Raw genomic sequence first — 21614 nt, 5'->3', positions numbered from 1 at the left:
TCGCCGGGGAAGTCGTACTTGGACAGCAGCTCGCGCACTTCCATTTCGACCAGTTCCAGCAGTTCTTCGTCGTCCACCATGTCGGCCTTGTTCAGGAACACGATGATGTAGGGAACGCCCACCTGACGCGACAGCAGGATGTGCTCGCGAGTCTGGGGCATGGGGCCGTCAGCAGCGGAGCAAACCAGGATAGCGCCGTCCATCTGAGCGGCACCAGTGATCATGTTCTTCACATAGTCAGCGTGGCCGGGGCAGTCCACGTGAGCGTAGTGGCGGTTGGCAGTTTCGTATTCAACGTGCGAAGTGTTGATCGTGATGCCACGAGCCTTTTCTTCGGGAGCGTTGTCGATCTGCGAGTAGTCCTTGGCTTCACCGCCGAAGTGCTTGGACAGCACGGTAGCGATAGCAGCAGTCAGGGTGGTCTTGCCGTGGTCAACGTGACCGATGGTGCCCACGTTCACGTGGGGCTTGGTGCGCTCGAATTTTTCTTTTGCCATTTTTCCGACTCCGAAAAAATTAATTCACTGCAAGAGGATTTCGGCGCAACCCTATCAAGCGAGCGCACCAGAAAATGGTGCCCATGGCGGGAATCGGACCCGCGACCTCTCCCTTACCAAGGGAGTGCTCTACCACTGAGCCACATGGGCAAAGAAGTTGCAAAAACAACCTCTAAAATCTTTGCTCGCAAACTGGAGCGGGAGACGGGAATCGAACCCGCGTCATTAGCTTGGAAGGCTAGGGTTCTACCATTGAACTACTCCCGCACAGATTTACTACTGCACGTGACTGCTATTTCTAGCAATCGCTCTTCTCAACCATTGCTGGTGGAGGGGACAGGATTCGAACCTGTGTACGCGTTAGCGGGCAGATTTACAGTCTGCTGCCTTTAACCACTCGGCCACCCCTCCGAAGAGACTTGAATTGTAGCATCTATTTTCAGCTTAAAAAGAAATTTCGAAATTTCTTTTTTCTTACCGAAGATCGATGCTGGCGCGGCTGGCGGGGATCGAACCCACGACCCTTGGCTTCGGAGGCCAATACTCTATCCACTGAGCTACAGCCGCGAATCCGTCAGGCCGCTTGCACGGCCAACAACAATTCAACAGCCGCAATTATTGCACGGCTTTGGACACCCAAATCACAAATTCACCCGAAATCCCAAACCAGACAAGTAGACATCCACCGACATCGAGCCAACCTTGACCAGTGAGAAACTTCCCTCGGTCAACACCCAGCCATGTATGAGTCCGACAAAAAGAGAGTGCAAACCAAGGGCCGCCTCTTCCGGGGATACCGACAACCGCAGGGACTGCCCTTCCGCGGCAGCCGCCAGATCACGCGCAAATTTTTCCCGGGCAAAGCCTGAACTTTCGATATGCTGCAAGCGCACATCGGCAAGTTCGCCCACGTACTCCATCTTGAAGAGCGCTGTTTCAAACACTTTGCGCCGGCGCTCATCCTCATCCAGACTCTCGAACACACACAGGATGGAGTGACGAATACGCTCTAACGGCAACAGGTCGCCGTACCTGTCGTCACAGATTTCTTCGAAAGGCAGGCATATGCGCCCAAGCATGGAAACAAAGACATCCATCTTGTCCTTGAAGTGCCAGTACACCGCTCCGCGTGTAGCCCCCGCACGCTGCGCAATATCGCCCAGAGATGTACGAGACACGCCTTTCTCGAAAAACACCTCTTCGGCCGCATCCAGCAGCTTGGTGCGCGTCTCATCCGCTTCAGCCTTGGTTCTTCGAGCCATTACTAACCTTCTTCCTCACCCGCCAGCGATCGTTCGCCGCGGGAAAAACCTTTTCACAGCTGCTTTACGCAACGTTTTCAATTATACATTTATGCATGTATGTATAATTTCTTTAGCACCGATACGCAGGAAGCCATCTAGGGTTTCCACCCAAACGAGCGCACCCTTGAGGAATGCGCTCTTTTTCGTTTTCACAATGTCAACCGGAAGGACGTTCATGCACCCGATGTATGAAGCACACCAGGCTCCCGACAACCAGTCCAATTCAGCCGCATCCGGCACCCGCTCCATGGTCATCGGCCTGAGCCTGGCTGCTGCACTGGGCCTAGTCGCATGCAGTGACAAAAACGCGGAAGCCCAAAAGGCACAGGCCGCCGCACAGGCACAGCCCCCCGAAGTGGGTGTGGTGACGGTATCCATGCAAAACGTGCCCCTGATCTCCGATCTGCCCGGTCGCCTGGAGCCATCGCGCATTGCCCAGGTGCGTGCCCGCGCGGCCGGCATTGTGCAAAAGCGCCTGTTCCGCGAAGGCTCGGATGTCAAGGCCGGCCAAGCCTTGTTCGAGATCGACAACACCCCCTACAAGGCCAATCTGCAAAGCGCCCAGGCAACCTTGGCACAGGCCGAAGCCAACCTGGCTCAGGCATCTGCCACCGCCCGCCGCTACAAGCCTCTGGTGGAGGCCAATGCCATCAGCAAGCAGGAATACGACACCGCCATCGCCAACGAAAAGGCGGCCCTGGCACAGGTTGCCGCAGGCAAGGCGGCAGTCACCAATGCCAACGTCAACCTGGGCTATGCCAGCGTGACGGCCCCCATCTCCGGGCGCATCGGCCGCGCTCTGGTGACGGAAGGTGCACTGGTCGGCCAGGGCGAAGCCACGCAGCTGGCGACCATTCAGCAAGTCAACCCGCTGTATGTGAACCTGACCCAGTCCTCTTCCGACATCATGCGCATGCGTGAAGCGCTCAGCTCCGGCAAGTTGGCAAAGGTAGGTGACAACGCCGCGCGCGTCCACGTCTATTTGGACGATGGCAAGGAATACGCACACACCGGCAAGCTGCTGTTCACCGACCTGACCGTGGACCCGACTACCGGACAGGTCAGCGTGCGCGCGGAACTGCCCAATCCCGATGGACTGCTGCTGCCCGGCACCTATGTGCGCGTGCATCTGGAGCAGGCACAGGTCGAGAACGCCGCGCTGATTCCGCAACAGGCCGTGACCCGCAACGAAAAGGGCAACTTCGTCATGGTCGTGGCCGAGGATGGCTCGGTGGCGCCGCGTCCCGTTCAGATCAGCCAGTCCAGCGGCACTAACTGGGTCGTCACATCCGGCCTGAAGGCCGGAGAAAAAGTCATGGTGGACGGCCTGATCAAGGTGGGCATGGGAGCCAAGAAGGTCAAGCCCGTCGAGATCAACAATGCAGCTGCCGGCGCCCCCGCACAGCCCTCTGCTGCGGCCCCCGCTGCACCAGCGCAAGAGAAAGCTGCCGCACCAGCCGAAGGTGCTGGCGAAGGCAAGGCAGCCAAGTAACAGGCACGATCCATGTCCAAGTTTTTCATCCACAGACCGATCTTTGCCTGGGTGATCGCGATTTTCGTGATCATTGCGGGCGTGATCTCCATCACCAAGCTACCGGTGGCACAGTTCCCATCGGTGGCACCTCCCACCATCAACGTGACAGCGACCTACCCGGGCGCCACGTCACAGACCATGACGGATTCCGTCCTGCAACTGATCGAGCGCGAAATCAACGGCGCGCAAGGTCTGATGTACATGGAAGCCTCCGCCCCTGCGGGCGGTCAAGGCACTCTGACCGTCACCTTTGCACCCGGCACCAACCCCGATCTGGCGCAGGTGGACGTGCAAAACCGCCTCTCGCGCGTGCTGCCTCGCCTGCCCCAGGTGGTTCAGGCCCTGGGCGTGCGCGTGGACAAGTCCATGAGCAACTTCCTGATGATTCTGGCATTCCAGGCCGAGTCCGGGGAAACCTCGCGTGACGACATCGCCGACTATGTGAACCGCAATGTGGTGCCTGAAATCCAGCGCCTGGACGGCGTGGGCAAGGCACAGCTGTTTGCCTCGGGTCGTGCCATGCGCGTCTGGGTGGATCCGGCCAAGCTCCAGGGCTTTGGCCTGTCGATTGCCTCCGTCAATGCCGCGATTGCCGCACAGAACCAGCAGATCTCCGGTGGTGCCCTGGGCAACCTGCCCAGCACTCCCGGCACCACGACCACGGCCACGATTGTGGTTCCCGGTCAGCTGAGCACGCCCGAGGAATTCGGTGAAGTGGTGCTGCGCTCCAACTCCGACGGCTCCACCGTGCGCCTCAAGGACGTGGCTCGCATCGAACTGGGCATTGAAAGCTATGCCTTCGAGTCGCGCCTGGACGGCAAGCCCGCCGTGGCCATGGCCGTGCAGCTGACCTCGACCGCCAACGCCATGGCGACGGCCAAGCTGGTCAAGGCCAAGATGGCGGAGATGGAGCCCTTCCTGCCTGCCGGCGTGAAATGGTCATCGCCCTACGATACCTCCAAGTTCGTGAAGATCTCCATCGAGAAGGTGGTGCACACGCTGCTGGAAGCCATCGTGCTGGTGTTCATCGTGATGCTGATCTTCCTGCAGAACATCCGCTACACCCTGATCCCGACCATCGTGGTGCCCATCGCATTGCTCGGCACCTTTGCCGTGATGCTGGTTGCCGGCCTGACCATCAATATTCTGGCCATGTTCGCCATGGTGCTGGTGATCGGTATCGTGGTGGACGACGCCATCGTGGTGGTGGAGAACGTCGAGCGCATCATGGCCGAGGAAGGCTTGCCGCCCAAGGAAGCCACCATCAAGGCCATGGGACAGATCCAGGGCGCCGTGGTCGGCATCACCGTGATTCTGGTGACGGTGTTCCTGCCTCTGGCCATGTTCTCCGGCGCCACCGGCAACATCTATCGCCAGTTCTCGCTGGTGATGGCCATCTCGATCTTCTTCTCGGGTTTCTTTGCGCTGACACTGACTCCCGCGCTGTGCGCCACCATGCTCAAGCCCATCCCCAAGGGCCATGCGCACGACAAGAAGACCGGCCTGCTCGGCCCCTTCTACAACTGGTTCAACCGCAAGTTCGAAGCCGGCACCAGGCGCTACTCCGCGGCTCTGTCCGGCGTGGTCAAGCGCTCCGTACAGGCCTTCATCGTCTACCTGCTGGTGATCGCCGGCGTGGTCTTCATGTTCCTGCGACTGCCCACGGCCTTCCTGCCCACCGAGGACCAGGGCTATGTCATCTCGCTGGCCCAGCTGCCTCCCGGCGCGAGCCTGGAGCGCACCAGCAACACCATGGCGGAGCTGGAGAAGTTCGCCCTGAGCCAGCCTGAAACCGATCACATCGTGAGCATTCTGGGCTTCAGCTTCATGGGCCAGGGCCAGAACGTGGGCCTGGCGTTCACCACGCTCAAGGACTGGTCCGAGCGTACTGGCGCTGGCTCGGATGCCAAATCCTTTGCCGGACGCACCATGGGCGCCATGTCCGCCTTGCGCGATGGTTTCATCTTCACGCTGGTCCCTCCTTCGATTTCGGAGCTGGGCAACAGTGACGGTTTCACCTTCCGCCTGCAAGACCGCGGCGCCAAGGGCCATGCCGCCCTGCTTGAAGCCCGCAATCAGCTCGTCGCCAAGGCCAACCAGAGCCCAGTGCTGACCGGCGTGCGCTTTGACGGTGTGGACGACGCACCGCAATGGCAGGTGGACATCAACCGCGATGCGGTCTATGCCCAGCGCGTGAGCATGGGTGACCTGGCCACGACACTGGCAACGGCCCTGGGCTCGTCCAACTCCACGGACTTCCCCAACAACGGCTTCATGCAGCGGGTCACCATCCAGGCCGATGCGGCACGCCGCATGCAGCCCGAGGACGTGATGCGCCTGACGGTCCCCAACGCGCAAGGCCAGCTGGTGGAACTGTCCACCATGGTCAACGCCAAGTGGATCAGCGGCCCCATGCAGCTGACACGCTACAACGGCTACCCCTCCATGAGCATCACCGGTCAGGCCAAACCCGGCTTTACCAGCGGCGACGCCATGAAGGAAATGGAAAAGCTGGCCCAGGAACTGCCCGACGGCTTCGGCTACGAGTGGACCGGCCAGTCCCTGGACGAGAAGAAGGCAGGCTCCTCGGCCATGCTGCTGTACGCGTTCTCCATCCTGGCCGTGTTCCTGTGCCTGGCCGCGCTGTATGAAAGCTGGAGCATTCCACTGTCCGTGCTGCTGGTCGTGCCTCTGGGTGTGTTCGGTGCCGTGGCCGGCATGCTGATGCGCGGCATGCCCAACGACATCTACTTCCAGGTGGCGCTGATCACGGTGATTGGCCTCTCGGCCAAGAACGCCATCCTGATCGTGGAGTTCGCCAAGGACCTGCATGCGGAAGGCAAGAGTGCGCTGGAGGCCGCGCTGGAGGCCGGTCACCTGCGTTTCCGTCCCATTCTGATGACTTCGCTGGCCTTTATTCTGGGCGTGGTGCCGCTGTACATCGCCTCCGGCGCCAGCGCGGCCAGCCAGAAGGAAATCGGCACGGGCGTGTTCTGGGGCATGGTGATCGGCACGCCGATCTCCGTGTTCCTGGTGCCCGTGTTCTTTGTGGCCGTGTTCAATCTGTTTGGCAAGAAGTCCAAGCAAGACTCCAACGCCACTCCCCCGGCGGCAACTTCTGCAGCGCAGGGAGGCTCCCAACATGAATAAAACCTTGCTACCCGTAGCACTGGCCGGCGCGCTGCTGGCCAGCGGCTGCTCCTTCATCCCCACGCTGGAGCGCCCTGCCGCTCCGGTGGCCGAGCACTACTCGGCCACCGACGAGCAGGCTGGTGCCACAGCGGCTGCGGACATCCCCTGGCAGCAGTTCTACACGGACCCACGCCTGCAGCAGGTGATCCAGCTCGCGCTGGAAAACAACCGCGACCTGCGTGTGGCCGTGCTCAACATCGAAAAGGCACAGGCCCAGTACCAGATCCAGCGTGCCGGCCAGTTCCCGGAATTCGGTGTCGCAGGCAGCGCCAGCCGCCAGCCCAGCGCCACCACGGGCCGCTATGCCAACTCGTACATGGTGGGCCTGTCCATGCCCAGCTGGGAGATTGACTTCTGGGGGCGCATCGGCAGCCTCAAGCAGCAGGCCCTGGCCCAGTATCTGGCGACCGAGGAAGGCCGCAAGGCTGCCCAGATCAGCCTGATAGCAACAGTCGCCAACACCTGGCTGAACCTGCAGGCGGACGAGGAGCTGCTGGCCATCTCCCGCCGTACCCTGGGCACGCGCGAGCAGTCCATCAAGCTGACCAAGCTGCGCCTGGACTCGGGCGTGGCTTCCGAGCTGGACTACCGCCAGGCCCAGTCGCTGACCGAAAGCGCACGCGCCACCCTGGCCCAGCAGGCCGGTCAGCGCGAGCGCGACGTCAACGCCCTGACGCTGCTCGTGGGCCAGACTCTGCCTGGCGATCTGCTGACCAGCATGCAAGGCAAGCAACTGCGCGATCTGCCGGCCCTGGCCGATGTGCCATCGGGCCTGCCCTCGGACCTGCTGCTGCGCCGGCCCGACATCCGCCAGGCCGAGCAAAGCATGATTGCCGCCAATGCCAGCATTGGCGCGGCACGCGCGCTGTTCTTCCCGAACATCACGCTGACCGCCTCTGCTGGGTTCGCAAGCTCCGACATCTCCGACCTGCTCAAGTCGGATTCCGCCGCCTTCACGATTGCTCCTTCGCTGTACCTGCCCATCTTCAATGCCGGTCGCAATCGCGCCAATCTGCAGGTTGCAGAAGCCAGCCAGAAGATTGCCGTGGCGCAGTACGAAGGCTCCATCCAGTCGGCCTTCCGCGAAGTGTCCGACACCTTGGTGAATCGCCGCTCACTCAAGGAACAGCTCGACGCCCAATCGCGTCAGCTAGAGGCGGAGCAGGTGCGCTACAAGCTGTCCGATCTGCGCTATACCAACGGCGTCGCCAGCTATCTGGATCTGCTGGATGCCCAGCGTTCGCTGTTTGCACTGGAACAGTCCGTGGTGCAGGTGCGCCTGGCGCAGCTGCAAAACCAGGTCAACCTCTACAAGGTGCTCGGCGGCGGCTGGACGGAAGCCAGCGCCGCCGACCGCCCCGCGGCGGCGACCTCGGCCCAGTAAACATTCCGTTTTTTGGGCTCCCGCACAAGGCGTCTTCGGACGCCTTTTTTCATGCCCGCCACAAATTGCCGACACAACGTTGATCCAACTCAACTCCTTTATCCAGCAGCCGTCAACCCGGATCGTCGTGCACTGGTGTTCTTAACCCTCACTTCTATAATGGTTTGTTCATCCCCATCCCACGATCTCAGAGGACTTCATGAGCGAGAAACACCACGAAGAAGCCCATACCGGCCCCATTAAAAAACCCAAGCAGCTGTTGCTTGCCGTCTTCTTCTCGTTTGTGGTTCCCATCTTCGTCATCATCGGTCTGGTCAAGTTCGTGACCTCGTCCGACACCCCGGGTGCGGGCACAGGCAATGCCGAAATGGCCAAGGCCATGCGTCTGCAAAAAGTGGGAACCGTGGAGATTCGCGACGCCAACCGCCCCCTGCGCGGCGGAGCGGAAGTCTTCAAGTCGCAATGCGCCGCCTGCCATGAGACCGGCACCGTCGGCGCACCCAAATTCCAGGATGCAGCGGCCTGGGGTCCCCGCATCAAGCAAGGCCTGGAGACGCTGGTGCACTCTGCCCTGGCAGGCAAGGGTGCGATGGCGGCCCAGGGTGGCGGCGAATTCAATGACACGGAAATTGCCCGTGGCGTGGTCTATATGGCCAATGCGGCCGGAGGCAGCTTCCCCGAGCCCCAGCCCGCAGCCGGCGGCGTCGCCGCTGGCGATGCGCCCGCTGCAACGGCTGCAGCCCCCGCAGCCGCTCCTACTGCGGCCCCGGCCGCCGAAGCGGCACCTGCACCTGCAGCCGCCCCGGCACCCGCAGCAGCCGCCGCCTCCGATGCAGGCAAAAACCTCTACAACACCACCTGCATGGCCTGCCACGCCAGCGGCGTAGCCGGTGCTCCCAAGTTTGGCGACAAGGCTGCCTGGGCGCCTTTCATTGCCAAGGGCATGGACGATATGGTGCAGAAGGCCACCCAAGGCGTGGGGGCCATGCCTCCCAAGGGCGGCTCCACCGCATCGGATGCAGACTTCAAGGCCGCCATCCAGTACATGGTGGATGCAGCCAAGTAGGCCCCCCTCTGCCCCGCAAAAACCGGCCTTTGGCCGGTTTTGTTATTTTTGGCCTCAAACCCTTTGCACAAAAGCGCAAGCAGCTATCAAACTTGATAGCCCTCGGGACTGGGCACAAAGCCGAACCGCAACGGCAGCAAGGCGCTCTCGATCTCCTGCGCCTCGGGCAGCGTGCCACTCTCCAGCGCATTGGCGGCATCCAGCATGTCCAGACTGTGCACCATGCCCAGGCCTTGCGGCAGGGCCAGAAACAGCCGCCCCTGCTCGTCCAGAAGCGCCTGCCGCACCTGTTCGGCAGCCAGCTCCTGACCCGTATGACTGTGCAACTGCAAGCCATGCTCCGCGTATCGCAGACGCCATATCCACGGCGCACTCTCAAGCTCCACATACACGCGCTGCGGGCCGTTCTGAAAATACCAGCGACCATCTGCCTCGACCAGATAGTTGCGGCCAATGAACTCGGCCAGCTTGTCGTGCTGCAGCAAATTGCCCCTGGAGCCGGGCTTGCCACTGGCAAACGCGCCGCAGGCCTGGGCCTGCTCGTCCCTGAGCCACCACTGGCCGCGCGCATCCAGACCCAGCCAGCCGCTGCAGGCCGGCACATTGGGCCACTTGAGCATGGCCTGTTTCACGATGTCATCCATCACTCATCTCCTGATTATTCGGCGGCCACTCAGAGCCACTGCTCCAGCCACTCGGTCACCGCCAGCGGCATGGCCAGCACATGGGTCGGCCAGGCACCGCTGGCAAAACCCACATGCCCGCCATGCGGCGGCTGCCAAAGCTGGACCGAGGCGCTCACCTCGTCGGGCGTGGGCAGGCTGTGCGCCGGCACAAAGGGGTCGTTGCGCGCATTGAGCAACAGCAAAGGCACGACCACCTGCTTGAGCAGCGGCTTTGCCGAGGCACGGATCCAGTAGTCATCGGCATTCCTGAAGCCGTGGACCGGGCCGGTAAACACATCGTCGAAGTCATGCAGGGTACGAGCGCGCTGCAGCCGCAGCCTGTCGAACACCCCTGGCGACTGCTGCCATTTGGCCAGCGCCTTGGGCACCAGGGTGCGCATGAACATGGGGGTGTAGAGCCAGCGGTTCAGTCCGCGCCCCAGATTGACGCCGCCGGCCACCAGATCCAGCGGCGCACAGACCACCGCAGCGCCTTTGACGAGCTCTGTCGCAGCCTGCCGCTGCACTCCGGCCCAGCGTGCCAGGGCATTGCCACCCAGCGAGACGCCCATGGCCAGCAACCCGCCGCTCGCGCCTTGCTGCAGCCGGCGCAAGATCCAGTCCACCTCGTCCGAGTCGCCGGAGTGGTAGGCGCGCAGCAGGCGATTGGGCTCGCCGCTGCAGCCGCGAAAATGCGGCACGGCCAGATGCCAGCCACGCTGCGCACAGACCTGGGCCAGGGCCTTGGCGTAGTGGCTGGAGGAAGAGCCTTCCAGACCATGAAACAGCACCAGTGTGGGAGCGCTTGCACCTGCCGGATGACTTGAGAAATCGATATCGATGAAATCGCCGTCGGGCGTATCCCAGCGCTCGCGCCGCCATGCCGGAATCTGCGCTTCCCTGGCACAGAGTGCCGCCCAGATGGTCTGTACATGACCGCCCGGCTGCCACCAGGGCGCACGAAACTGCTCGAAGTTCATGAAGATCCCAGCCAGCTGCGCAGCTCGGACTGCAGGCCATCCTTTTGCGCCGCGCGCCAGACCAGCTCCGGCGGTGCCACATGAATTCCCGGCGGCGCCTTGAGCAAGGCGGCCTCCACCAGACGGGCCACATGCATGGCCCGCACCGGGCGCTCCGCCTGCGGCAGCATATAGCTGAGCGCCGACAGCATGGTCTGTGCCGTGCGCTGCAGCCAATGGCCGGCACTGGCTTTGTGCGCTTCCCTGGCCGAACGCACAAAAATCAGCCGCTCAAAACCCAGAGCGGCCACACCTTGCTCATTGAGATTGGCCAGCCCCTGCTTCAGCGCCTGGGGCAGACTGCCCATATCGTGGGGCAGCACCACAGCGAGCGTCTTCACACCGCAGCGCAGCATCCATTGCGCCAGCGCCTGCAGCTGGTCGGGCTGGGGCGTCCACAAGGCACGCTCGCGTTGGTAGTAGGGACGCGGTGGCTCGAACATGATGAGGCCCACATCGGCCTGCTGCACAGGCCATTGCCGCACATCGTCATACTGCTGGGCGAGCAGCTCCATGCCACGCAGGCCCTGCACATAAGGCTCGCGCGCCAGCACCTGGACCAGCGCGTAGTTCTGCGCGCCAACCATGCGGCTGAGCACCTCGTTGCCCAGCGGCCCCGTGGCCCCAGCCAGCAACAGGCGCGGCAAGGCTGCAGTTTTCGGCCCGGGACGCTGCGCGCCACGTAGAGCATCGATTGGAGAAACAGTGGACATGATTGCAATGCTAGCGCTGCTGGACAGCGGGCAGGGTGACAGGCCTTGCACGCACACGAACCGGCCAAGCCCTTATGCTATGGTTTCCGTCTCAATTTCGTGAATGGAAACACCCATGAAACGCTGGCTTCTGGCAATCGCAACCGCCGCCTCCATGCTCTCCCTCACGGGCTGCGGCTATAACGACTTTCAGCGTCTGGATGAAAAATCCAAGGCCGCCTGGAGCGAGGTGCTGAACCAGTACCAGCGCCGCTCGGACCTGATCCCGAACATTGTCGCCACGGTCAAGGGCGAGGCCAACTTCGAGCAGGAGACCCTGACCAGGGTGATAGAAGCACGCGCCAAGGCCACCTCGATCCAGGCCACGCCCGAGCTGATCAACAACCCAGAAGCCTTCAACAAGTTCCAGCAGGCTCAGGGCGAGATTTCCAGTGCGCTCTCGCGCCTGATGGTGGTGGCGGAACGCTATCCCGAGCTCAAGGCCAACCAGGCCTTCCGCGATCTGCGTGTGACGCTGGAGGGTACGGAAAATCGCATCACCGTGGCACGCAACGAATACATAGGCACGGTGCAGGCCTACAACGTGCTCGCGCGCAGCTTCCCCACCAATATCACGGCCAAGGTATTCAGCTACCAGGTCAAACCGACCTTCACGGTGCAGAACGAGGCCCAGATTTCCCAGCCACCGGCCGTTGACTTCTCCACACCCGCAGCGCCTGCCGGCAGCAAGTAATTGCGAGCATCGCTCCTGAAATTCATGCAAAAATCGCCTCAAGCCCTTATCTACAAAGCGCTTGCAGCTATTTTTTTTGCAAGCATGCTGCTGTCGGCGCTGCCGGTCAGGGCGCAAGGCGGCGCAGGCGCTCAACTGCAGCCCGTGCCCGAGCTGACAGCGCGCGTCATCGACCAGACCGGCACGCTGAGCCCCGGCGATCTGCAGTCCTTGAGCGAGCAGCTCAAGAAGCTGGAGGACGAGACCGGAGCCCAGGTCGCCGTGCTCATGGTCGCCACCACGGCCCCGGAAGACATTGCCGCCTATGCCTGGCGCGTGGCCAGCAGCTGGAGGCTGGGGCGCAAGGACATAGGCGATGGCTCTCTCATCGTCGTGGCCAAGAACGACAGGCGCATGCGCATCGAGGTGGCGCGCAAGCTCGAAGGCGCCATCCCCGACATCCAGGCCGCACGCATCATCGATGGCGCCATGAAGCCCCGCTTTCGCGCCGACGACTATGCAGGCGGACTCTCAACCGCCATCGAGCAGATGAGTCTGCTGATTCATGGCGAGAAGCTGCCTGCACCGCAGTCCGAGGCGCGCAAGTCGGGCCCATCCTGGTCCGAAAATCTGGACTTTCTGCTTCCGCTGCTGTTTTTCGGCTTTCCGATCGGGATTGCCGTCGCCCGCGCCATCTTCGGCCGCGTGCTGGGTTCGCTGATCATTGGAGGCATTGCCGGGACGGCCGCCTATGTGATCACCACCAGCCTGTTGATCGCAGGCGTGGCTGGCTTGGTGGGCCTGATCTTCACCCTGCTCTCCAACCTCTCACGTGGCGGAGGCGGACCGTATATCAGTACCGGCGGGGGCGGGGGCGGCGGCTGGAGCAGCGGCAGCGGGGGAGGCTTCAGCTCAGGAGGCGGTTTCAGCTCCGGTGGCGGCGGCAGCTTTGGTGGCGGTGGCGCCTCGGGGGACTGGTGAAATGAGCAATATCTTCCAACGCCTGGCACGTCTGGTGCGACACCGCTGGGCCGAACGGCATCTGCGCAAGGCCTTGCCGCCTGCCACGCTCAAGGAGCTGGAGTTGCTGATCGCCAAAAGCGAGCTGGGCCACACCGGCCAGGTCCGCATCTGCGTCGAGGCCGGCCTGCCCTGGAGCTATATCTGGCGCGATGCCACAGCGCGCCAGCGCGCGCTCTCGCAGTTCGCCAAGCTCCATGTCTGGGACACGGAGCACAACAACGGTGCCCTCATCTACCTGCTCCTGGCCGACCATGCCATAGAGATCGTGGCCGACCGCGCCCTGGACCGCACCATGAGCGCCGAGCAATGGCAAACGCTGATCAGCGATATGCAGTCCGCCTTCCAGGGTGGGCATTTCAGCGTGGGTCTGGTCTCGGCGCTGGAGCGTGTCAACCGGCAGCTGCAAGCGCATTTTCCGCGCAAGTCCGCGACCAACACACAGCGCAACCTGTCCGACGCGCCCGTGGTCCAAAGGCATCTGCCGGGCCGCAACCACTGATCCAATTCAGCAGCCGCATGCGCCGGCGGCAGAGCGCAGAAGCCTCAGGCCAGCACATGTCGCCCGTAGGGCGAACACAGCCAGAGCACGGCCGCCACATTGATCAGGACCATGAGCCAGAACTGCAGCTGAAAGCTGGTCTTGCTGCTTTTGTGGCGCAGCCACTGCTGGGCCAGCAGCGCTCCGGGCCAGCCTCCGGCCAGCGCCATGGTCTGCAGCGTTTTTTCCGGCGTGCGCCATTGTCCCTTCTGGGCAGCCCATTTGTCTTGCCAGTAGGCCATGAAGGTCAGCATGCTCAGGCCTGCATAGACCAGCCAGAGGATGCGCGGCACGCCCCAGATCACGGTAGCGGCCAGCATCAGCAGCAGCCAGGTCAGCAACACGCCATAGCTGAAGCCGCTGGAGGCGTGCCAGCCCTGAGATGCTGCACGCGAGGACTGCAAACGCCCTGCAGACGGGCTGTTGCGCCGCACCGGAGACGAGCGGGCCTGAGTCATTGAACCGCCAGCGCGCCATGCGACCTGAAGCGCACGCTTTCTGCCCTGCTCCACGCCGACGGCAAACTCCAGGCGCAGGCCGGGCTGGGGACGCTGCTCCGCAGGCGGGCGCGGCTCAAAAGCACTGATATGGACAAACAGGCGCTCGCCACCGCCATCGGCCTCTATCCAGCCAAAGCCACGTTCGTCATTCCATTGCGTCAAGGTACCGCTGTAGCGCATCTCCATCCTTTGTTGTTTTTGACACCGCAAACAGGCCCGGTGATGCAAAAAGCAGGCGGGTCCCGTCCAGAAAAAACCTTTTCCCTCGCATGGCTGTGTTAGTTTTGGGTCAGCCGTATTTTCTTAAGAAAGCACTCAAACATGCAGAAATCTCTGTTCTCTCTGGCCGTCATAAGCTCTGCCCTGGCACTGAGCGCCTGCTCCTCCATCAGCCCCAGAGGCGCCGAAGCACCGGCTGAATACGACTACGCACTGAGCTGCAAGCTCAAGGAAGATGACCCCAAGAAGTGCGAAGCCCAGATTCGCGCTCTCTGCGAAGACCCCAGCAAGGCCGTGGTGCGTAAATCGCGCCATGTGGACCCCAAGGACAACTCCGTGGTCTACGGCTATCAGGCCGCCTGCAACGGCTAAGCCCTGCAGCACTCCGAAATACGGAGTATTGCGCGCCTTGCCCTCCAAGGTATCAAGTGCGATGCGCCTGAACCGCAAGAATGAACAGGCATGAAAAAGCCACCGCATGCGGTGGCTTTTCTTTGCTGATGCAGGTGCTCCAGGGCACCAGACATCAACGCTTCTGGCGATACTTGCGCAGAGCGGCAATCTGAGCTGCCATGACGGCCAGCTCGGACTGTGCACGAGCGATATCCAGCTCGCCCTTGGCGTTCTTCAGGGCTTCCTCGGCGGCAGCCTTGGCCTTTTGCGCCTTCTCGTCGTCCAGATCCTTGCCGCGGATGGCGGTGTCGGACAGCACGGTCACGCAGTTGGGTTGCACTTCCAAAATGCCACCGGCCACGAAGACGAACTCTTCGCTGCCATCAGGCATTTCGATGCGCACCGAACCCGGCTTGATGCGGGTGATCAGCGGTGTGTGGCGGGGATAAATGCCCAGCTCGCCCGCTTCGCCGGGCAAGGCGACAAAGCGCGCTTCACCGGAGAAGATGGACTCTTCGGCACTGACCACATCAACGTGGATGGTGTTCATCTTTGCTCCTTGGAAAAGGTTAAAACTGGTCCTGAAACTTGCACACCCTAAGCCAGAGACGCCGAGCAAGGGCCGCCCCGCAGCGAGGGCGTCGTCCCCCTCCCGAAGAGAGAGGGAAGCGGCGTTAGCCGCTCAGGGGGTGAAAGTCCGTTAGGCTGCCAGCTTCTTGGCCTTCTCGAAGGCTTCGTCGATGGTACCAACCATGTAGAAAGCCTGTTCGGGCAGGTGGTCGGCTTCGCCATTCACGATCATCTTGAAGCCACGGATGGTTTCAGACAGGGGAACGTACTTGCCGGGAGCACCGGTGAACACTTCAGCCACATGGAAAGGCTGCGACAGGAAACGCTGCATCTTACGAGCGCGGGACACGACCAGCTTGTCTTCGGGAGCCAGCTCGTCCATACCCAGAATCGCGATGATGTCGCGCAGTTCCTTGTAGCGCTGCAGCGTACCCTGCACTTGGCGAGCCACCTTGTAGTGCTCTTCGCCAACCACTTGGGGGTCCAGCTGACGGCTGGTGGAGTCCAGCGGGTCCACGGCGGGGTAGATACCCAGCGAAGCGATGTCACGGGACAGCACCACGGTGGAGTCCAAGTGAGCAAAGGTCGTGGCAGGCGAGGGGTCGGTCAAGTCATCGGCTGGCACGTAAACGGCCTGGATGGAAGTGATCGAGCCCACCTTGGTGGAGGTGATACGCTCTTGCAGCTTACCCATTTCTTCAGCCAGGGTAGGCTGGTAGCCCACGGCGGAAGGCATACGGCCCAGCAGAGCGGACACTTCGGTACCGGCCAGCGTGTAGCGGTAGATGTTGTCCACGAAGAACAGCACGTCCTTGCCTTCGTCACGGAAAGCTTCGGCCATGGTCAGACCGGTCAGCGCAACGCGCAGACGGTTTCCTGGAGGCTCGTTCATCTGACCGTAAACCATGGCAACCTTGGATTCGTTCAGGTTGGCCTGGTTCACAACGCCGGCATCCGACATTTCGTGATAGAAGTCATTGCCTTCACGGGTACGTTCACCCACACCGGCAAACACCGACAGACCACCGTGGCCCTTGGCGATGTTGTTGATGAGTTCCATCATGTTCACGGTCTTGCCCACGCCGGCGCCACCGAACAGACCCACCTTGCCGCCCTTGGCGAAAGGAGAGATCAGGTCAATCACCTTGATGCCGGTTTCCAGCAGTTCCTGCGAAGGCGACAGTTCGTCGTATGCAGGAGCCTTGCGGTGGATGGGGGCAGTCAGTGCCTGGTCCACATCGCCGCGCTCGTCGATAGGGTTGCCCAGCACGTCCATGATACGACCCAGCGTCGCCTTGCCCACGGGCACGGTGATGGGGTTGCCGGTGTTGGTAACCATCAGACCGCGCTTGAGGCCGTCGGAAGAACCCAGGGCAATGGTACGCACCACGCCGTCGCCCAGCTGTTGCTGAACTTCCAGGGTCAGGGCCGTACCTTCCAGCTTCAAGGCGTCATACACCTTGGGCACCTGGCCGTGGGCAAACTCCACGTCCACCACGGCGCCGATACATTGAACAATCTTGCCTTGTACTTGAGCCATTTTTTGCTCCAATCTGTTTGTTCGTTAAAGCCGTTTACACAGCGGCTGCGCCTGCCACGATTTCCGACAACTCGGTCGTAATCGCTGCCTGACGCGTCTTGTTGTAGACCAGCTTCAACTCGCTGATGACGTTGCCGGCGTTGTCGGTAGCGGCCTTCATGGCCACCATGCGCGCCGATTGCTCGGACGCCATGTTTTCCGCAACTGCCTGGTACACGAGGGACTCCACGTAACGAACCAGCAGTTCGTCGATGACGCTCTGAGCGTCAGGCTCGTAGATGTATTCCCAGGATGCACCCGTCTTCTCGGCTTGCAATTTTTCGGACGACAGGGGGAGCAGTTGCTCCACCACCGATTCCTGCTTCATGGTGTTGATGAACTTGGTGTACGCCAGGTACACCGCGCTCAACTTGCCTTCAGCATATTGGTCCAGCAACACCTTGACAGGCCCGATGAGCTTGTCGAGGTGAGGCGTGTCGCCCAAGCCTGTAGCGTGAGAGACCACCTTGGCACCGACACGGTTCAGAAAACCCAGTCCCTTGCCGCCAATGGCCACCGCTTCTGTCGCAATGCCCGCATCCTGCTGTTCGCGCAACTTGTTGGTGACGACACGCAACACGTTGGTGTTCATGCCGCCGCACAAACCCTTGTCGGTCGTCACCACAATGACGCCGACCTTCTTGGCATCGCTCACTTGCATGAACGGATGCACATATTCAGGGTTGGCTTCGCCAAGATGGGCTGCAATGTTGCGGATTTTTTCGCTGTATGGACGGGCAGCCAGCATCCGGTCCTGCGCCTTGCGCATTTTGGATGCAGCCACCATTTCCATGGCTTTGGTGATCTTCTTGGTGTTTTCCACCGATTTGATCTTGCCGCGTATTTCCTTACCTGCTGCCATGATGACTCCTCGCCGGTATTAAGCGAAGGACTTCTTGAATGCAGTAATGGCTGCAGTCAGTTCAGCTTCGTCCTTGCCTTCCTTGTCGAAAGCACGCTTTTCGTTCAGACGGTCCAGCAGAGCGCCGTGGCTGGTCTTCAGGAACTGGTGCAGACCAGATTCGAAGGGCAGCACTTGCTTGACTTCGATGTCGTCCATGAAACCCTTGTTCACTGCGAACAGCGAAGAAGCCATCAGAGCGGTCGACAGAGGAGAGTACTGAGCCTGCTTGAGCAGTTCGGTCACGCGGGCACCGCGGTCCAGCTGCTTGCGGGTTGCCTCGTCCAGATCGGAAGCGAACTGCGCGAAGGCAGCCAGTTCACGGTACTGAGCCAGGTCGGTACGGATACCGCCGGACAGGCCCTTCACCACCTTGGTCTGAGCGGAACCACCCACGCGGGACACCGAGATACCGGCGTTGATAGCGGGACGGATACCGGCGTTGAACAGGCTGGTTTCCAGGAAGATCTGGCCGTCAGTAATCGAAATCACGTTCGTGGGAACGAAAGCGGACACGTCGCCAGCTTGTGTTTCGATGATAGGCAGAGCGGTCAGAGAACCGGTCTTGCCCTTGACTTCGCCCTTGGTGAAGGCTTCGACGTAGTCGGCGTTCACGCGAGCGGCACGCTCCAGCAGGCGGCTGTGGAGATAGAACACGTCGCCGGGGAAAGCTTCACGTCCGGGAGGACGGCGCAGCAGCAGCGAAACCTGACGGTAGGCCACAGCCTGCTTGGACAGATCGTCATAAACGATCAGAGCGTCTTCACCGCGATCGCGGAAGTATTCGCCCATCGTGCAGCCGGAGTAGGCCGACACGTACTGCATGGCTGCCGATTCGGAAGCGGTAGCGGCCACGACGATGGTGTAGTCCATCGCGCCAGCTTGCTCCAGAGCACGCACCACGTTCTTGATCGAAGATGCCTTCTGACCAATAGCGACGTAGATACAGGTAACGCCCTGGCCCTTCTGGTTGATGATGGCGTCGATAGCGACAGCCGTCTTACCAGTCTGACGGTCACCAATGATCAGTTCACGCTGACCACGGCCCACGGGAACCATGGAGTCGATGGACTTGATACCGGTCTGCAGAGGCTGATCCACGGATTGACGTGCGATCACGCCAGGAGCGACCTTCTCGATCACGTCCGTCATCTTGGCGTTGATGGGGCCCTTGCCGTCGATAGGCTGACCCAGGGCGTTCACCACGCGGCCAACCAGTTCGGGGCCCACGGGCACTTCCAGAATACGGCCGGTGCACTTGACGGTGTTGCCTTCTGCGATGTGCTCGTAAGCACCCAGAATCACGGCGCCCACGGAGTCGCGCTCCAGGTTCAGGGCCAGACCGTAAGTGGGTTGACCGTCGGCACCTGCGGGGAATTCCAGCATTTCGCCAGCCATCACGTCCGACAGGCCGTGCACGCGCACGATACCGTCAGTCACCGACACCACGGTGCCTTGGTTACGGACGTCAGTGCTAGCAGCCAGCCCTTCGATGCGGCTCTTGATCAGTTCAGAAATTTCTGCGGGATTGAGTTGCATGACTCTTTCCTTCTTTCTTGTGTGTTAGCCGAGACCTCAAGCGCATTACGCGGTGAGGGCCGCTTTCATTTGTTCCAGACGGGCCTTGACGGAGGTGTCCAGCACCTCGTCGCCCACCACGACGCGAACGCCACCGATCAGCGATTCATCGAGCTTCACGGTGAGATTCAGCTTGCGGCCAAAGCGCTTTTCCAGCGTGGCGCCAAGCTCGGCCAGCGCTGCATCCTCAATCGGGAAAGCGCTGTACACCACGGCATCCGAAGAGCCGCTCTTGCTGTTCACGAGGCTGCGGAACTGGGCTGCCACTTCAGGCAGCACGTCCAGACGGCCGTTTTCGAGGACCACATGCAGAAAGTTGCGTGCGGACTCGGGCAATGCCGACTTGGCCACACCCGTGACGAGATCGAACACTTGCGCGTCGCTCACGTTCGGGTTGTCGGCCAGTTGGCGCAATTGCGGGTTGGCGGCAATCGCCGCCAATTCCTCCACCCAAGCGACAGTGCTGTTCAAGTCTGCGCCCTTGTCGACACAGGCTTTGAACAATGCTTCGGCGTAAGGGCGGGCAATGGTGGCGAGTTCTGCCATTTTTTGCTTTCCTTACAGCTCTGTCTTCAGGCGGTTCAGCAGATCAGCGTGGATACCGGCATTGACTTCCTTCTTCAGGATCTGCTCGGCACCCTTGACGGCCAGCGCTGCCACTTGCTCACGCAGGGCTTCACGGGCAGCAATGGCTTGCTGGTCAGCTTCAGCGCGGGCAGCAGCAACAATCTTGTTGCCTTCTTCTGTCGCGCGGGCCTTGGCTTCTTCAATGATGGCCTGGGCGCGGCGTTCGGCGTCCGCAAGCCGCGAAGCTGTTTCGTTGCGCGTCTGGGCCAATTCCTGCTCGACGCGCTTGTTGACAGCGGTCAGTTCGGTCTTGGCCTTGTCGGCAGCAGCGAGGCCATCGGCGATTTTCTGGGCTCGCTCATCCAGTGCCTTCGCGATCGGGGGCCACACGAACTTCATCGTGAACAGCGCCAGAACCAGGAAAACACCAAGCTGAACGAACAGGGTCGCGTTAATACTCACGGCAACACCTTTCTATTTAGGGCGTTGAACGGAGCTTAGGCAACCAGTTGGAAGGGGTTGGCGAAGGCGAACAGCAGAGCGATAGCCACACCGATCAGGAAGGCGGCGTCGATCAGACCAGCCAAGATGAACATCTTGGTTTGCAGTTCGTTGATCAGCTCAGGCTGACGTGCCGAGGATTCCAGGAACTTGCCACCCATCAGAGCGATACCGATCGAAGCGCCGATAGCGCCCAGACCAACAATCAGACCACAAGCCAGAGCGACGAGACCGAGAACGTTTTCCATGATGACTCCTAGGGATTAAAGAAAGGTTGAGTGAAAGAAAGGATTTCAGTGAGCTTCATGTGCCTGGCCGAGGTAAATCAGCGTCAGCATCATGAAAATGAAGGCTTGCAGGGTAATGATCAGGATGTGGAAGATCGCCCAGATCGAACCTGCAATGATGTGCCCCACGGGGAGCAACACACCGGAAAGCGACATGGCAGCCGCACCGCCCATCAAGGCGATCAGACAGAACACCAACTCACCAGCGTACATATTGCCGAACAGTCGCATACCGTGCGAAACCGTCTTGGCAATGTATTCAATGATTTGCATGGCCAGGTTCACAACACCCAGGATCACAGCAAACACGGGATTCTTAGAGGTGCCGAACGGAGCGGTCACCAGTTCGTGAGCCCAGCCGCCCATGCCCTTGATCTTCACCGAGTAGATCAGGCACAGCACCAGCACGCCGGTCGACAGACCCAGAGTGGTGGACAGGTCGGCAGTAGGCACGACACGCAGGTAGGCATGGGAGTCGCCCTGAGCGGTCTGCCACAGCACGGGCAGCAGATCCACAGGCAGCATGTCCATGGCGTTCATCGCGAAGATCCAGACGAACACGGTCAGTGCCAGAGGAGCGATGAACTTGCGAGATTCAGCGTTGTGAATATTGGCCTTGGCCTGGTTGTCCACCATTTCGACCAGCATTTCCACCGCAGCCTGGAAACGACCGGGAACGCCGGAAGTCGCCTTACGGGCAGCCAGCCAGAGGACGAACAGGCACAAAGCGCCCAGAGTCACACTCACGGCAATCGAATCCAGATTGAACACGGAGAAGTCGATGATGGACTTCTGCTTGATGTTCTGGAGGTGTTGCAAGTGGTGAACGATGTATTCACTTGCAGTTGGTGCGTGCGCTTCTGCGGCCATCG

22 protein-coding genes and 4 tRNA genes are annotated in these 21614 nt (G+C 61.1%); 8 read left to right on the top strand and 18 right to left on the bottom strand.

Translation table 11 applies throughout. The annotated features are described in order from the left end of the window. From DJFAAGMI_RS24950 to DJFAAGMI_RS24925, 6 genes are all read right to left on the bottom strand, one after another. Positions 1–497 (bottom strand): GTP-binding protein (locus tag DJFAAGMI_RS24950; protein ID WP_211459954.1); only part of this gene is annotated, 497 nt, incomplete at its 3' end. Between the two features lie 75 nt (positions 498–572). Further along, positions 573–647, bottom strand: a tRNA-Thr gene (locus DJFAAGMI_RS24945). 43 nt (positions 648–690) lie between these two features. Beyond that, positions 691–764: transfer RNA gene (locus DJFAAGMI_RS24940), tRNA-Gly, on the bottom strand. Positions 765–822: 58 nt separating this feature from the next. Beyond that, a tRNA-Tyr gene (locus DJFAAGMI_RS24935) sits at positions 823–908 on the bottom strand. 80 nt (positions 909–988) lie between these two features. After that, positions 989–1064, bottom strand: a tRNA-Arg gene (locus DJFAAGMI_RS24930). A 74-nt stretch (positions 1065–1138) separates the two neighbouring features. After that, positions 1139–1759 (bottom strand): TetR family transcriptional regulator, encoded by a 621-nt coding sequence (locus tag DJFAAGMI_RS24925; RefSeq protein WP_003059343.1) that lies wholly within the window; start codon positions 1757–1759, stop codon positions 1139–1141. Positions 1760–1985: 226 nt separating this feature from the next. On the opposite strand from DJFAAGMI_RS24925, the gene DJFAAGMI_RS24920 reads away from it, so the two are divergent. The 4 genes from DJFAAGMI_RS24920 to DJFAAGMI_RS24905 all read left to right on the top strand — a co-directional run bounded on the left by DJFAAGMI_RS24920 (position 1986) and on the right by DJFAAGMI_RS24905 (position 8977). Then, a complete protein-coding gene (locus tag DJFAAGMI_RS24920) occupies positions 1986–3293 on the top strand; it encodes an efflux RND transporter periplasmic adaptor subunit (RefSeq protein WP_211459958.1) in 1308 nt (435 codons plus the stop codon). A gap of 12 nt (positions 3294–3305) precedes the next feature. Then, positions 3306–6485 (top strand): efflux RND transporter permease subunit, encoded by a 3180-nt coding sequence (locus DJFAAGMI_RS24915; RefSeq protein WP_211459952.1) that lies wholly within the window; start codon positions 3306–3308, stop codon positions 6483–6485. Beyond that, complete coding sequence (locus tag DJFAAGMI_RS24910) at positions 6478–7911, top strand: efflux transporter outer membrane subunit (RefSeq protein WP_211459950.1); 1434 nt, start codon at positions 6478–6480, stop codon at positions 7909–7911. The genes DJFAAGMI_RS24915 and DJFAAGMI_RS24910 overlap by 8 nt, the downstream gene beginning before the upstream one ends. Positions 7912–8110: 199 nt before the next feature. Continuing rightward, entirely contained in the window at positions 8111–8977 is an 867-nt protein-coding gene (locus tag DJFAAGMI_RS24905; protein WP_211459948.1) for a c-type cytochrome, read from the top strand. An 86-nt stretch (positions 8978–9063) separates the two neighbouring features. Here the strand turns inward: DJFAAGMI_RS24905 and DJFAAGMI_RS24900 are convergent, their stop codons facing one another. Genes DJFAAGMI_RS24900 through DJFAAGMI_RS24890 form a run of 3 tightly spaced genes read right to left on the bottom strand, consistent with a single transcriptional unit; the run spans position 9064 to position 11374 of the window. Next, the gene (locus DJFAAGMI_RS24900) at positions 9064–9621 is read right to left on the bottom strand and encodes a DUF2946 family protein (RefSeq protein WP_211459946.1); all 558 of its coding nucleotides are present in this window, start codon (positions 9619–9621) and stop codon (positions 9064–9066) included. A gap of 29 nt (positions 9622–9650) precedes the next feature. Further along, positions 9651–10622: a YheT family hydrolase gene (locus DJFAAGMI_RS24895; RefSeq protein ID WP_211459944.1), complete on the bottom strand. Its 972-nt coding sequence runs from the start codon at positions 10620–10622 to the stop codon at positions 9651–9653. Next, on the bottom strand, positions 10619–11374 hold the full coding sequence (locus DJFAAGMI_RS24890; RefSeq protein ID WP_211459942.1) for a Rossmann-fold NAD(P)-binding domain-containing protein: 756 nt from the start codon (positions 11372–11374) through the stop codon (positions 10619–10621). The genes DJFAAGMI_RS24895 and DJFAAGMI_RS24890 overlap by 4 nt, the downstream gene beginning before the upstream one ends. A gap of 115 nt (positions 11375–11489) precedes the next feature. Here DJFAAGMI_RS24890 and DJFAAGMI_RS24885 point away from each other — a divergent pair, with 115 nt between their 5' ends. The 3 genes from DJFAAGMI_RS24885 to DJFAAGMI_RS24875 are packed head-to-tail and all read left to right on the top strand — an operon-like array spanning position 11490 to position 13608. Beyond that, positions 11490–12107 carry a LemA family protein gene (locus DJFAAGMI_RS24885; RefSeq protein WP_003059354.1) on the top strand — a complete coding sequence of 206 codons (618 nt, stop codon included), beginning with the start codon at positions 11490–11492 and terminating at the stop codon, positions 12105–12107. A gap of 24 nt (positions 12108–12131) precedes the next feature. Then, positions 12132–13067, top strand: a complete 936-nt coding sequence (locus DJFAAGMI_RS24880; RefSeq protein WP_211459940.1) for a TPM domain-containing protein — start codon at positions 12132–12134, stop codon at positions 13065–13067. Between the two features lies 1 nt (position 13068). Further along, positions 13069–13608, top strand: coding sequence for a TPM domain-containing protein (locus DJFAAGMI_RS24875; RefSeq protein WP_211459939.1), 540 nt, complete (start codon positions 13069–13071; stop codon positions 13606–13608). Positions 13609–13652: 44 nt separating this feature from the next. Here DJFAAGMI_RS24875 and DJFAAGMI_RS24870 read toward each other — a convergent pair whose 3' ends face one another. Continuing rightward, positions 13653–14333, bottom strand: coding sequence for a DUF1294 domain-containing protein (locus tag DJFAAGMI_RS24870; protein ID WP_249334812.1), 681 nt, complete (start codon positions 14331–14333; stop codon positions 13653–13655). Positions 14334–14468: 135 nt separating this feature from the next. Here DJFAAGMI_RS24870 and DJFAAGMI_RS24865 point away from each other — a divergent pair, with 135 nt between their 5' ends. Then, entirely contained in the window at positions 14469–14738 is a 270-nt protein-coding gene (locus DJFAAGMI_RS24865; RefSeq protein WP_003059362.1) for a hypothetical protein, read from the top strand. A 154-nt stretch (positions 14739–14892) separates the two neighbouring features. On the opposite strand, the gene DJFAAGMI_RS24860 is transcribed toward DJFAAGMI_RS24865, so the two are convergent. From DJFAAGMI_RS24860 to atpB, 8 genes are all read right to left on the bottom strand, one after another. Further along, positions 14893–15309, bottom strand: a complete 417-nt coding sequence (locus tag DJFAAGMI_RS24860; protein WP_003059364.1) for a F0F1 ATP synthase subunit epsilon — start codon at positions 15307–15309, stop codon at positions 14893–14895. 150 nt (positions 15310–15459) lie between these two features. Then, positions 15460–16869, bottom strand: a complete 1410-nt coding sequence (gene atpD, locus DJFAAGMI_RS24855; RefSeq protein WP_003059366.1) for a F0F1 ATP synthase subunit beta — start codon at positions 16867–16869, stop codon at positions 15460–15462. A 34-nt stretch (positions 16870–16903) separates the two neighbouring features. Next, complete coding sequence (gene atpG, locus DJFAAGMI_RS24850; RefSeq protein WP_003059369.1) at positions 16904–17770, bottom strand: F0F1 ATP synthase subunit gamma; 867 nt, start codon at positions 17768–17770, stop codon at positions 16904–16906. A gap of 18 nt (positions 17771–17788) precedes the next feature. Then, positions 17789–19348: a F0F1 ATP synthase subunit alpha gene (atpA, locus tag DJFAAGMI_RS24845; RefSeq protein WP_003059371.1), complete on the bottom strand. Its 1560-nt coding sequence runs from the start codon at positions 19346–19348 to the stop codon at positions 17789–17791. A gap of 45 nt (positions 19349–19393) precedes the next feature. Next, positions 19394–19933, bottom strand: coding sequence for a F0F1 ATP synthase subunit delta (locus DJFAAGMI_RS24840; protein ID WP_043003830.1), 540 nt, complete (start codon positions 19931–19933; stop codon positions 19394–19396). Between the two features lie 12 nt (positions 19934–19945). Then, positions 19946–20416, bottom strand: coding sequence for a F0F1 ATP synthase subunit B (locus DJFAAGMI_RS24835; RefSeq protein ID WP_003059375.1), 471 nt, complete (start codon positions 20414–20416; stop codon positions 19946–19948). Positions 20417–20451: 35 nt separating this feature from the next. Further along, positions 20452–20703, bottom strand: coding sequence for a F0F1 ATP synthase subunit C (gene atpE / locus DJFAAGMI_RS24830; RefSeq protein WP_003059376.1), 252 nt, complete (start codon positions 20701–20703; stop codon positions 20452–20454). Between the two features lie 45 nt (positions 20704–20748). After that, positions 20749–21612 carry a F0F1 ATP synthase subunit A gene (atpB, locus tag DJFAAGMI_RS24825; protein WP_003059377.1) on the bottom strand — a complete coding sequence of 288 codons (864 nt, stop codon included), beginning with the start codon at positions 21610–21612 and terminating at the stop codon, positions 20749–20751. Positions 21613–21614 lie beyond the last annotated feature (2 nt).

It is taken from the genome of Comamonas brasiliensis, from assembly GCF_018292285.1.
Lineage (GTDB): Bacteria > Pseudomonadota > Gammaproteobacteria > Burkholderiales > Burkholderiaceae_C > Comamonas > Comamonas brasiliensis.
Note: the sequence above shows the minus strand (reverse complement) of the source record. Positions and strands in the feature narration are given on the sequence as shown.